The following is a 12,973-nucleotide window of genomic DNA, read 5'->3' as shown; positions in this document are numbered from 1 at the left end:
GTCCACAACTCCTACAACGAGGAGTCCGGGCGGTACAGGGAACTCCAGCCCCACTTCTACGTCCCCGACGAGTCCCGCAAGCTCGTCCAGGAGGGCCGCCCCGGCAAGTACGTCTTCGTCGAGGGCACCCGGGCCCAGCAGGAGCTGGTCGGCCGTGTCATGGAGGACTCGTACGTCCACGCGTACGAGGCGTACCAGGAGATGCTCGCCGCAGGTGTCGCCCGCGAGGTCGCCCGCGCCGTGCTTCCCGTAGGCCTGTTCTCCTCGATGTACGCCACCTGCAACGCCCGCTCGCTGATGCACTTCCTCGGCCTGCGCACGCAGCACGAGCTCGCCAAGGTCCCGTCCTTCCCGCAGCGGGAGATCGAGATGGTAGGCGAGAGGATGGAGGCGGAGTGGGCGAAGCTCATGCCGCTCACGCATGCCGCGTTCAACGCGAACGGCCGGGTGGCCCCGTAGCGTACCGGCGACTTTCGGCCAGGCACAGATGTACGGATCAGTCGAGCGAAGTGTCCGTATTGCGGCATTTCGTGAAGTTCATCTAGCCTGATCAAACGGACCCGGCACTGCTTGAACCCCCGAGCAGGCAGTGCCGGGCTCCGCATTTGTCCTGACTTTTACCGCCCCCCGAGGGCAGACCGGGACCTGAGCAGCGAGTAGCGTGTTACCCATGGCTCCGACCTCGACTCCGCAGACCCCCTTCGGGCGGGTCCTCACCGCCATGGTCACGCCCTTCACGGCGGACGGCGCACTCGACCTCGACGGCGCGCAGCGGCTCGCCACCCACCTGGTGGACGCAGGCAACGACGGCCTGGTCATCAATGGCACCACCGGCGAGTCCCCCACCACCGGTGACGCGGAGAAATCGGACCTGGTACGAGCCGTCCTCGAAGCCGTCGGCGACCGCGCCCACATCATCGCCGGCGTCGGCACGAACGACACCCGGCACAGCATCGGGCTGGCCCGCGCCGCCGACAGAGTCGGCGCCCACGGGCTCCTCGTCGTCACGCCGTACTACAACAAGCCCCCACAGGAGGGCCTGTACCGCCACTTCAAGGCGATTGCCGACGCGGCCGACCTGCCCGTCATGCTCTACGACATCCCCGGTCGCAGTGGTGTCCCGATCGACACCGAGACGATCGTCCGCCTCGCCGAGCATCCCCGCATCGTCGCCAACAAGGACGCCAAGGGCGACCTCGGCCGCGCCAGCTGGGCCATCGCACGCTCCGGCCTCGCCTGGTACTCCGGCGACGACATGCTGAACCTGCCGCTGCTCTCCGTGGGCGCGGTCGGCTTCGTCTCGGTCGTCGGCCACGTCGTCACCCCCGAGCTGCGCTCCCTCGTCGAGGCGTACGTCTCCGGTGACGTCCAGAAGGCCACCGAGATCCACCAGAAGTTGCTCCCGGTCTTCACCGGCATGTTCCGCACCCAGGGCGTGATGACCACCAAGGCGGCGCTCGCCCTCCAGGGTCTGCCCGCCGGACCGTTGCGCGCTCCCATGGTGGAGCTCTCACCCGCTGAGATCGCCCAGCTCAAGATCGATCTTGGCGCCGGCGGGGTACAGCTCTGACATCGGACTTCGTACTGCACGACAAACCTGACTTCACAACTGAATAAGCAGGACGATGCGCCTGCGTCCACATCCACAACTGCATTTGCACGAACGTCATGCGCGCCACGTGCCACAGAGGTACGTGGCGCGCGTGGTGAGGAGAGTCTTTTGAGTCATCCGCATCCTGAACTCGGCCCGCCGCCGGTCCTCACCGAAGGCGGCCTCCGGGTCACCCCGCTCGGCGGCCTGGGTGAGATCGGCCGCAACATGACCGTCTTCGAGTACGGCGGCCGTCTGCTGATCGTCGACTGCGGAGTGCTCTTCCCCGAGGAGGAGCAGCCCGGAATCGACCTGATCCTGCCGGACTTCTCATCCGTCAGGGACCGCCTCGACGACATCGAGGGCATCGTCCTCACGCATGGTCACGAGGACCACATCGGCGCGGTCCCGTATCTGCTCCGCGAGAAGCCGGACATCCCGCTGATCGGCTCCAGGCTGACCCTCGCCCTCATCGAGGCGAAGCTCCAGGAGCACCGCATCCGCCCATACACCCTTGAGGTGGCGGAGGGGAACCGCGAGCGTATCGGCCCCTTCGACTGCGAGTTCGTCGCGGTCAACCACTCCATCCCGGACGCCCTGGCCGTGGCCATCCGTACCCCCGCGGGCATGGTGGTCCACACGGGCGACTTCAAGATGGACCAGTTGCCGCTGGACAACCGGCTGACGGACCTGCACGCATTCGCACGGCTGAGCGAGGAGGGAATCGACCTCCTTCTCTGCGACTCAACGAACGCCGAGGTCCCGGGGTTCGTTCCGCCGGAGCGAGACATCTCCAACGTCCTGCGCCAGGTCTTCGCGGGTGCCCGCAAGCGGATCATCGTGGCGAGCTTCGCCAGCCACATCCACCGCATCCAGCAGATCCTCGACGCCGCCCATGAGCACGGCCGCCGGGTCGCCTTCGTCGGCCGCTCGATGGTCCGGAACATGGGCATCGCCCGGGACCTCGGCTTTCTGAAGGTCTCGCCCGGCCTGGTGGTCGACGTCAAGACGCTCGACGACCTGCCTGACCATGAGATCGTCCTCGTCTGCACCGGATCGCAGGGCGAACCGATGGCCGCCCTGTCCCGCATGGCCAACCGGGACCACCAGATCCGCATCGTCCAGGGCGACACGGTGATCCTGGCCTCCTCCCTGATCCCCGGCAACGAGAACGCGGTCTACCGCGTCATCAACGGCCTGACCCGCTGGGGTGCCAACGTCGTCCACAAAGGCAACGCCAAGGTCCATGTCTCCGGACACGCCTCGGCCGGCGAGCTGTTGTACTTCTACAACATCTGCCGTCCGAGGAACCTGATGCCGGTGCACGGCGAATGGCGTCATCTGCGCGCCAACGCCGAACTGGGCGCCATGACGGGCGTACCGCACGACCGCATCGTCATCGCCGAGGACGGCGTGGTCGTCGACCTCATCGAGGGCAAGGCCAAGATCTCCGGCAAGGTCCAGGCCGGTTACGTCTATGTCGACGGCCTCTCGGTCGGCGATGTCGGCGAGCCGGCCCTCAAGGACCGGAAGATCCTGGGCGACGAGGGCATCATCTCCGTCTTCGTCGTGATGGACTCCTCCACCGGCAAGATCACCGGCGGTCCGCACATCCAGGCCCGAGGCTCCGGCATCGAGGACTCTGCCTTCAGCGCGGTCGTCCCGCGGATCACCGAAGTCCTGGAGCGTTCGGCACAGGACGGGGTCGTCGAGCCCCACCAACTGCAGCAGCTCATCCGCCGCACCCTGGGCAAGTGGGTCTCCGACACCTACCGGCGCAGGCCGATGATCCTCCCTGTCGTCGTTGAGGTCTGACCCCCCGTCAGCCCCTGCCTGGAGCGGGACTCCTCGATTTGCATCGGGGCGCCCCGCTCCAGTACGTTTACGGCTCCGCCCAGGGGGAACCCGACGCAACTGTGCGCCAGGAGCCCCCGGACCGGGCGGGAATGCCGACTCAGAACCTCTGATAAAGTCGGAGCCGCCGGAAAGAGAAACGCGGAAGCGGGAACCTGGAAAGCGCCGAGGAAATCGGATCGGAAAAGGATCTGATAGAGTCGGAAACGTAAGACCGAAGGGAAGCGCCCGGAGGAAAGCCTGAGCCGGTTGGTTTGGGTGAGTACAAAGGAAGCGTCCGTTCCTTGAGAACTCAACAGCGTGCCAAAAATCAACGCCAGATATGTTGATACCCCGTTCCTGGCCGGTTTCGGTCGGGGCGAGGTTCCTTTGAAACAAACACAGCGAGGACGCTGTGAACGGTCGGGCTTATTCCGCCTGACTGTTCCGCTCTCGTGGTGTTGCACCCGATTACGGGTACACATTCACGGAGAGTTTGATCCTGGCTCAGGACGAACGCTGGCGGCGTGCTTAACACATGCAAGTCGAACGATGAACCACTTCGGTGGGGATTAGTGGCGAACGGGTGAGTAACACGTGGGCAATCTGCCCTTCACTCTGGGACAAGCCCTGGAAACGGGGTCTAATACCGGATACGACACCGGGAGGCATCTCCTCGGTGTGGAAAGCTCCGGCGGTGAAGGATGAGCCCGCGGCCTATCAGCTTGTTGGTGAGGTAATGGCTCACCAAGGCGACGACGGGTAGCCGGCCTGAGAGGGCGACCGGCCACACTGGGACTGAGACACGGCCCAGACTCCTACGGGAGGCAGCAGTGGGGAATATTGCACAATGGGCGAAAGCCTGATGCAGCGACGCCGCGTGAGGGATGACGGCCTTCGGGTTGTAAACCTCTTTCAGCAGGGAAGAAGCGCAAGTGACGGTACCTGCAGAAGAAGCGCCGGCTAACTACGTGCCAGCAGCCGCGGTAATACGTAGGGCGCGAGCGTTGTCCGGAATTATTGGGCGTAAAGAGCTCGTAGGCGGTCTGTCGCGTCGGATGTGAAAGCCCGGGGCTTAACCCCGGGTCTGCATTCGATACGGGCAGACTAGAGTGTGGTAGGGGAGATCGGAATTCCTGGTGTAGCGGTGAAATGCGCAGATATCAGGAGGAACACCGGTGGCGAAGGCGGATCTCTGGGCCATTACTGACGCTGAGGAGCGAAAGCGTGGGGAGCGAACAGGATTAGATACCCTGGTAGTCCACGCCGTAAACGGTGGGAACTAGGTGTTGGCGACATTCCACGTCGTCGGTGCCGCAGCTAACGCATTAAGTTCCCCGCCTGGGGAGTACGGCCGCAAGGCTAAAACTCAAAGGAATTGACGGGGGCCCGCACAAGCAGCGGAGCATGTGGCTTAATTCGACGCAACGCGAAGAACCTTACCAAGGCTTGACATACACCGGAAACGGCCAGAGATGGTCGCCCCCTTGTGGTCGGTGTACAGGTGGTGCATGGCTGTCGTCAGCTCGTGTCGTGAGATGTTGGGTTAAGTCCCGCAACGAGCGCAACCCTTGTTCTGTGTTGCCAGCATGCCTTTCGGGGTGATGGGGACTCACAGGAGACTGCCGGGGTCAACTCGGAGGAAGGTGGGGACGACGTCAAGTCATCATGCCCCTTATGTCTTGGGCTGCACACGTGCTACAATGGCAGGTACAATGAGCTGCGAGGCCGTAAGGCGGAGCGAATCTCAAAAAGCCTGTCTCAGTTCGGATTGGGGTCTGCAACTCGACCCCATGAAGTCGGAGTTGCTAGTAATCGCAGATCAGCAGTGCTGCGGTGAATACGTTCCCGGGCCTTGTACACACCGCCCGTCACGTCACGAAAGTCGGTAACACCCGAAGCCGGTGGCCCAACCCCCTTGTGGGGAGGGAGCTGTCGAAGGTGGGACTGGCGATTGGGACGAAGTCGTAACAAGGTAGCCGTACCGGAAGGTGCGGCTGGATCACCTCCTTTCTAAGGAGCACTTCTTACCGGCTTCGGCTGGTCAGAGGCCAGGACATCAGCGAACGTCTGATGCTGGTTGCTCATGGGTGGAACGTTGATTATTCGGCACGGTTCAGTATGGGTGAGAGCGTTAGTACTGCTTCGGCGTGGAACGCGAAGCTCATCGACTGATCGTGTCGGGCACGCTGTTGGGTGTCTGAGGGTATGGCCGTATGGCTGCCTTCAGTGCCGGCCCCAGTGCACTCGGACCGCTCTGGTTCGGGGTGATGGGTGGTTGGTCGTTGTTTGAGAACTGCACAGTGGACGCGAGCATCTGTGGCCAAGTTTTTAAGGGCGCACGGTGGATGCCTTGGCACCAGGAACCGATGAAGGACGTGGGAGGCCACGATAGGCCCCGGGGAGTCGTCAACCAGGCTTTGATCCGGGGGTGTCCGAATGGGGAAACCCGGCAGTCGTCATGGGCTGTCACCCTTGCCTGAACACATAGGGCAAGTGGAGGGAACGCGGGGAAGTGAAACATCTCAGTACCCGCAGGAAGAGAAAACAACCGTGATTCCGGGAGTAGTGGCGAGCGAAACTGGATGAGGCCAAACCGTATGCGTGTGAGACCCGGCAGGGGTTGCGTATACGGGGTTGTGGGATCTCTCTTTCACAGTCTGCCGGCTGTGAGACGAGTGAGAAACCGTTGATGTAGGCGAAGGACATGCGAAAGGTCCGGCGTAGAGGGTAAGACCCCCGTAGCTGAAACATGAACGGCTCGTTTGAGAGACACCCAAGTAGCACGGGGCCCGAGAAATCCCGTGTGAATCTGGCGGGACCACCCGTTAAGCCTAAATATTCCCTGGTGACCGATAGCGGATAGTACCGTGAGGGAATGGTGAAAAGTACCGCGGGAGCGGAGTGAAATAGTACCTGAAACCGTGTGCCTACAAGCCGTGGGAGCGTCGGACAAGCACGTGTGCTTGTCTCGTGACTGCGTGCCTTTTGAAGAATGAGCCTGCGAGTTTGCGGTGTGTTGCGAGGTTAACCCGAGTGGGGTAGCCGTAGCGAAAGCGAGTCCGAACAGGGCGTTTCAGTAGCACGCTCAAGACCCGAAGCGGAGTGATCTAGCCATGGGCAGGTTGAAGCGGCTGTAAGAGGTCGTGGAGGACCGAACCCACCAGGGTTGAAAACCTGGGGGATGACCTGTGGTTAGGGGTGAAAGGCCAATCAAACTCCGTGATAGCTGGTTCTCCCCGAAATGCATTTAGGTGCAGCGTCGTGTGTTTCTTGCCGGAGGTAGAGCACTGGATAGGCGATGGGCCCTACCGGGTTACTGACCTTAGCCAAACTCCGAATGCCGGTAAGTGAGAGCGCGGCAGTGAGACTGTGGGGGATAAGCTCCATGGTCGAGAGGGAAACAGCCCAGAGCATCGACTAAGGCCCCTAAGCGTACGCTAAGTGGGAAAGGATGTGGAGTCGCAGAGACAACCAGGAGGTTGGCTTAGAAGCAGCCACCCTTGAAAGAGTGCGTAATAGCTCACTGGTCTAGTGATTCCGCGCCGACAATGTAGCGGGGCTCAAGCGTACCGCCGAAGTCGTGTCATTGCAGCATGTACGCCCAACGGCGGCTGTGATGGGTAGGGGAGCGTCGTGTGCCGGGTGAAGCAGCCGCGGAAGCGAGTTGTGGACGGTTCACGAGTGAGAATGCAGGCATGAGTAGCGATACAAACGTGAGAAACGTTTGCGCCGATTGACTAAGGGTTCCTGGGTCAAGCTGATCTGCCCAGGGTAAGTCGGGACCTAAGGCGAGGCCGACAGGCGTAGTCGATGGATAACCGGTTGATATTCCGGTACCCGCTGTGAAGCGTCAAACATTGAACCAGGCGATGCTAAGTCCGTGAAGCCGTCCCGGAGCCTTCGGGCAAAGGGGAGTGGTGGAGCCGACGGACCAGACCTGCAGTAGGTGAGTGATGGGGTGACGCAGGAAGGTAGTCCATCCCGGGCGGTGGTTGTCCCGGGGTAAGGGTGTAGGCCGTGCGACAGGTAAATCCGTCGTACATGTGGCTGAGACCTGATGCCGAGCCGATTGTGGTGAAGTGGATGATCCTATGCTGTCGAGAAAAGCCTCTAGCGAGTTTCATGGCGGCCCGTACCCTAAACCGACTCAGGTGGTCAGGTAGAGAATACCGAGGCGTTCGGGTGAACTATGGTTAAGGAACTCGGCAAAATGCCCCCGTAACTTCGGGAGAAGGGGGGCCATCACTGGTGAGAGGACTTGCTCCTCGAGCTGGGGGTGGCCGCAGAGACCAGCGAGAAGCGACTGTTTACTAAAAACACAGGTCCGTGCGAAGCCGTAAGGCGATGTATACGGACTGACGCCTGCCCGGTGCTGGAACGTTAAGGGGACCGGTTAGCTCACTTTCGGGTGGGCGAAGCTGAGAACTTAAGCGCCAGTAAACGGCGGTGGTAACTATAACCATCCTAAGGTAGCGAAATTCCTTGTCGGGTAAGTTCCGACCTGCACGAATGGCGTAACGACTTCTCGACTGTCTCAACCATAGGCCCGGTGAAATTGCACTACGAGTAAAGATGCTCGTTTCGCGCAGCAGGACGGAAAGACCCCGGGACCTTTACTACAGTTTGATATTGGTGTTCGGTTCGGCTTGTGTAGGATAGCTGGGAGACTTTGAAGCAGCCACGCCAGTGGTTGTGGAGTCGTCGTTGAAATACCAGTCTGGTCGTGCTGGATGTCTAACCCGGGTCCGTGATCCGGATCGGGGACAGTGTCTGATGGGTAGTTTAACTGGGGCGGTTGCCTCCCAAAGAGTAACGGAGGCGCCCAAAGGTTCCCTCAGCCTGGTTGGTAATCAGGTGGTGAGTGTAAGTGCACAAGGGAGCTTGACTGTGAGACCGACGGGTCGAGCAGGGACGAAAGTCGGGACTAGTGATCCGGCGGTGGCTTGTGGAAGCGCCGTCGCTCAACGGATAAAAGGTACCCCGGGGATAACAGGCTGATCTTCCCCAAGAGTCCATATCGACGGGATGGTTTGGCACCTCGATGTCGGCTCGTCGCATCCTGGGGCTGGAGTCGGTCCCAAGGGTTGGGCTGTTCGCCCATTAAAGCGGTACGCGAGCTGGGTTTAGAACGTCGTGAGACAGTTCGGTCCCTATCCGCTGTGCGCGTAGGAGTCTTGAGAAGGGCTGTCCCTAGTACGAGAGGACCGGGACGGACGAACCTCTGGTGTGCCAGTTGTCCTGCCAAGGGCATGGCTGGTTGGCTACGTTCGGGAGGGATAACCGCTGAAAGCATCTAAGCGGGAAGCCTGCTTCGAGATGAGGACTCCCACCCCCTCTGAGGGGTTAAGGCTCCCAGTAGACGACTGGGTTGATAGGCCGGATGTGGAAGCCCAGTAATGGGTGAAGCTGACCGGTACTAATAGGCCGAGGGCTTGTCCTCAGTTGCTCGCGTCCACTGTGTTGGTTCTGAAACCACGAACAACCCCGCCATGGTCACGGCGGTGCGGTTGACTGTTTCATAGTGTTTCGGTGGTCATAGCGTGAGGGAAACGCCCGGTTACATTCCGAACCCGGAAGCTAAGCCTTACAGCGCCGATGGTACTGCAGGGGGGACCCTGTGGGAGAGTAGGACGCCGCCGAACAAACAGTGAGAGCTGGTCCCCGAATTTCGGTTCGGGGACCAGCTCTTTTTGTTGGGCTTTACTTGGAGTTCACGTCGCGCGAGCAGGATCCGAGTCATGGGTACCGTTGGAATGCTCAGGGCCACAGGTGTAGGCGCCGGTGACGAGGTGGTCGTGCCGGCGTTCGGGAACCCGGAGGTCGCTCAGGCGGTGAGCCTGACAGGGGCTGTACCGGTGTTCGCCGACATAGAACCGGCGACATACTGCCTGGACGCCTCGGCAGTCGAGGCCGCAGTGACATCGCGGACGGTCGCTGTGGTCGTCGTACACCGCTTCGGTCGGTCGGCGGACATCGAGGCGCTGCATCAAGTCGGGGAGCGGAACGGGCTGTTGGTGCTGGAGCAGGGAGAGTCGGAGGCGCCGTACGGTGAGCTGGGGGAGCGGCGGCAGCGGGCCGCGTATCTCAGTGTGAAGCTGAAGGGCGTACGGACACCCGAGGACTGCGGCGGGCACACCTTTCAGCAGTACGTCGTGCGCGTGCCCGGGAACGGGCGGCCGGACCGGGACGCCTTCGCTCGGGCGGTGCGGACCAAGGGAGTCGAGTGCAGCGTGCCGGTGAGGACGCCGGTGCATCGTATGCCTGGATTCCGGCGGGACGTATATCTGCCGGAGACCGAGCGGGCCGCCGACGAGACGCTGGCGCTGCCCATCGGGGGTGACATGTCGCGGCGGGAGCTGCAGCGACTGGTGGCCGCCTGTAATGCGCTCGGTGGGCTGCTGCAACCGGCGTTCTAGTGCTGCGACGGAGGCGAACGTTGCCTGTCGCCGCCACGTTCTGGTGCGCGGGGTAACTCGGGGGCGCGTGGAGCCTGTCGGTGGGCCGGCGGTTCGAAACATCGGCGGATTGGGGGTATGATCTATCTCGTTGCCGTGAGGGAAGCCCCGAACGGGTGACATGCCCCTATAGCTCAGTCGGTAGAGCGTCTCCATGGTAAGGAGAAGGTCAACGGTTCGATTCCGTTTGGGGGCTCCAGTAGGAGTCAAGCAGAAAAGGCCACCACCCTTGTGGGTGGTGGCCTTTTCTCATGTCCAGGCATGCCCCGGGTTCTCCGGGGCTGGGGCCGCTCAGTCCGTGTGGAGGCCCGGGACGCGCATCGCCAGGATGGCCATGTCGTCCGAGGGGGCGTCGGAGGCGAAGCGTTCGACCGCGCGCATGACGCGGGCAGCGACCGCGCCCGCCGTGAGGCCCGTGCAGGTGGTGAGGACCTCGGTGAGGCCGTCATCGCCCAACATGCGGGTCCCTTCACGGCGTTCGGTGACGCCGTCCGTGACGCAGAGGAGGACGTCACCGGGGTCCAGGGTGACCGTCTGCTCGTACAGCTCCAGGTCCTCCATGACGCCAAGGAGAGCCTGGGGTTCGGCGGCGGGCTCGACCGTGCCGTCCTGGCGCAGGCGCAGCGGGAGCGGGTGGCCGGCGCAGACGACCTTCAGTACGGCGCTGCCGTCCTCCTGGGGCCACAACTCGCCGTACAGCAGCGTCAGGAAGCGGCTGCGGGCGCCCTCGTCGATGATCGCGGAGTTGAGGCGCTCCAGGACCGCGGGGCCGGCATAGCCCTCGCGGGCCAGCAGGCGCAGGGCGTGGCGGGCCAGGCCGGTGACCGCGGCGGCCTCCGGGCCGGTGCCGCAGACGTCGCCGATGGCGAAGCCGTACGCGCCGTCGCGGATGGGGAAGAGATCGTAGAAGTCACCGCCGACCTCGTTGCCCTCGCCGGCCGCGCGGTAGATGACCTCGACCTCGACGCCGTCGATATCCGGGAGCTCCGGCGGGAGGAGGCTGCGCTGGAGGGACTGGCTGATGGCCATGCGCTCCGAGTACAGGCGGGCGTTGTCCAGGGCGAGAGCGGCACGGCGGGACAAGTCCTCCGCCAACTCCAGGATCTCCTGGCGGAAGTGCTCGTCCGTGGGCTTGCCGAGGGTGAGCATGCCGATGACGCGGTTGCGGGCCACGAGCGGGAGGACGACGGTCTCGCCGCCCACCGCCGAGGCCGTCGCCAGCGTCGTGCCGATGCCCGAGCTGACCGTGGCGGGTTCGCCGAGGCCGAGACTGCGCATGGAGGTGCGCAGGGCCGCCTGGTGGGCCGCCTCGGCAGGGGCCGTCCAGACGCGGGCACCCGGGGTCGGGATGGGCTCCGGCGGGCGGATTTTTGACAGGAGGGCCTTGAGGCCGTCGATGAGGTCCTCGTCCTCGTGCAGGACGTAACTGAGGTACGGGTCCGAGGCCTGGTCGGCGATCGTGTAGACCGCGCACCAGGTGGCGAGGGTCGGGATCGTCATCTGAGCCATGAGGGCCAGGGTCTGGTCGCGGTCGAGGGTACCCGCGAGCAGGTCGGAGGCCTCCACCAGGAACGACAGGGAGCCGCGGCGCAGGCGTTCCAGCTCACCCAGACGGGCCGACTCCACGGCCAGGGCGATCCGGTCGGCGGCGAACTGCAGGCGCAGGGCCTCCTCGTTGGAGTAGCGGCCCTGGGCCTCGGCGGCGACGCCCAGAGAGCCCGTGAGCCGGCCCTCGACCTTGAGGGGGACCGTGACGACCGAGCGCATGCCGGTGCCGTTGAGGAGAGGGACGGCGCCCGGGACGGCCAGGAGGTCGTCGTGGACGGCGGGCATGCGGGCCGAGCCGTAGCGGCCGGGGCCGGCCTCCACGGGGACGCGGGCGAAGCGCTGGCGGGCCGAGGGGAGGCCCGTGGAGGCGCGTACCTCCAGCTCGGTCTCGTCGTCGGTGGCCAGGAGCAGGAAGGCGGAGTCGCCGTCGAGCATGTCGCGGGCGCGCTCGACCGTGCGCTGGAGGAGGCCGTCGAGGTCGTCCGGCGCCGGGGAGCCGATGAAGACCTCGAAGGGGTCCGCGGCCTGGCCCTCGCCGGAGCCGGCCGTGTCGCCGGCCGGTACACGGAGGGGGGTCTGCAGGACGGCGCGCTCGTGGTCCCGTACGAGCAGGCAGACAGTGGAGGGGTCGCCGGCCGTGTCGCGTACCCGGAGGTGGGAGGCGTAGACCGGCGTCACACGGCCGTTTGCGCCGCGGATGCCGTAACTGCCCTCCCAGCGGGAGAGTCTGAGGGCCTCGGCGACGCCGGTGCTGGTGCCGGGCGTGTGCGGCCAGGCGGCGAGGTCGGTGAGGGGCTTGCCGATGACCTGGTCGGGGGCGTAGCCGAAGAGTTCCTCGGCGTCCTCGTTCCAGGCGCCGATCGCGCCCGAGCGGTCGATCTGGACGACCGCCACGCGGATCCGGCCGTCGGCGAGCGGGAGCAGGTGGGCGGGGAGGGACGGGCCGGCAGTGCGGGTGCCCACCGGGCGGTCGGGGAGGTCGAGTTGGAACCAGACCTGCTTGTGCGTGGGGGTGTACTCGACGCCCCAGCGGCCGGCCATCGCCGCGCACAGCTGGAGGCCGCGACCGCCCTCGCGATCGAGGCTGCCCATGTTGATGTGGCTGCCCTGGAGAGGAATCTCACGCTCGGGGTATCTGTCGGCGACCTCGATGCGGACGCCGTCCTCCGAGCGCAGACAGAGGACGTCGGCGGAGGTGCCCGCGTGGACGACCGCGTTGGTGACCAGCTCGCTGGTGAGGACCACGGCGTCGTCGACGATATCGGCGAACCCCCAGCCCTGCAGGGTGTCGCGGACGAACGAGCGGGCGGTCGCGACGGATCGCGAGACGGGGTCGAAGCTGGCGGCCGCGCGCGCGGTGATCACGGAACTCCTTGTCCGGTTCTCGTCGTGCGGGAACCCGCGGCCGGCCTCCTGCCGTGGCAGAGGCTGGTTCTCCGTCGGCCTGGGGTCCTGGGGAGTCTCCCCGGGATGCAGTCCGGTGGTCATGGTGCGGCCGCCCCTCCGATGCCTGCCCGCTCGTGCTCGTGCGCCACCGCCCAGG

4 protein-coding genes, 1 tRNA gene, 3 rRNA genes and 1 pseudogene are annotated in these 12,973 nt (G+C 64.2%); 8 read left to right on the top strand and 1 reads right to left on the bottom strand.

Annotated elements, in window-relative coordinates; all coding sequences use genetic code 11:
- Nucleotides 1–9: 9 nt before the first annotated feature.
- The 8 genes and pseudogenes from thyX to WBG99_RS08660 all read left to right on the top strand — a co-directional run.
- A pseudogene (gene thyX / locus WBG99_RS08695) lies at nucleotides 10–459 on the top strand (FAD-dependent thymidylate synthase); the annotation flags it as partial.
- Between the two features lie 211 nt (nucleotides 460–670).
- Nucleotides 671–1,570 (top strand): 4-hydroxy-tetrahydrodipicolinate synthase, encoded by a 900-nt coding sequence (gene dapA, locus WBG99_RS08690; protein WP_338895776.1) that lies wholly within the window; start codon nucleotides 671–673, stop codon nucleotides 1,568–1,570.
- Nucleotides 1,571–1,720: 150 nt separating this feature from the next.
- Nucleotides 1,721–3,406: a ribonuclease J gene (locus tag WBG99_RS08685; RefSeq protein WP_338895775.1), complete on the top strand. Its 1,686-nt coding sequence runs from the start codon at nucleotides 1,721–1,723 to the stop codon at nucleotides 3,404–3,406.
- Nucleotides 3,407–3,908: 502 nt separating this feature from the next.
- A 16S ribosomal RNA gene (locus tag WBG99_RS08680) occupies nucleotides 3,909–5,437 on the top strand.
- Between the two features lie 308 nt (nucleotides 5,438–5,745).
- Nucleotides 5,746–8,867: ribosomal RNA gene (locus WBG99_RS08675) — 23S ribosomal RNA — on the top strand.
- Between the two features lie 85 nt (nucleotides 8,868–8,952).
- Nucleotides 8,953–9,069: ribosomal RNA gene (gene rrf / locus WBG99_RS08670) — 5S ribosomal RNA — on the top strand.
- The 16S, 23S and 5S rRNA genes sit together here, the layout of an rRNA operon.
- A 111-nt stretch (nucleotides 9,070–9,180) precedes the next feature.
- Nucleotides 9,181–9,843, top strand: coding sequence for a DegT/DnrJ/EryC1/StrS family aminotransferase (locus WBG99_RS08665; RefSeq protein ID WP_338900265.1), 663 nt, complete (start codon nucleotides 9,181–9,183; stop codon nucleotides 9,841–9,843).
- Between the two features lie 162 nt (nucleotides 9,844–10,005).
- Nucleotides 10,006–10,081: transfer RNA gene (locus tag WBG99_RS08660), tRNA-Thr, on the top strand.
- A 92-nt stretch (nucleotides 10,082–10,173) separates the two neighbouring features.
- On the opposite strand, the gene WBG99_RS08655 is transcribed toward WBG99_RS08660, so the two are convergent.
- Nucleotides 10,174–12,918, bottom strand: a complete 2,745-nt coding sequence (locus WBG99_RS08655) for a SpoIIE family protein phosphatase (protein WP_338895774.1) — start codon at nucleotides 12,916–12,918, stop codon at nucleotides 10,174–10,176.
- Nucleotides 12,919–12,973: the final 55 nt, after the last annotated feature.

This window comes from Streptomyces sp. TG1A-60 (assembly GCF_037201975.1).
Lineage (GTDB): Bacteria > Actinomycetota > Actinomycetes > Streptomycetales > Streptomycetaceae > Streptomyces.
This window is presented reverse-complemented; position numbering and strand designations above follow the sequence as displayed.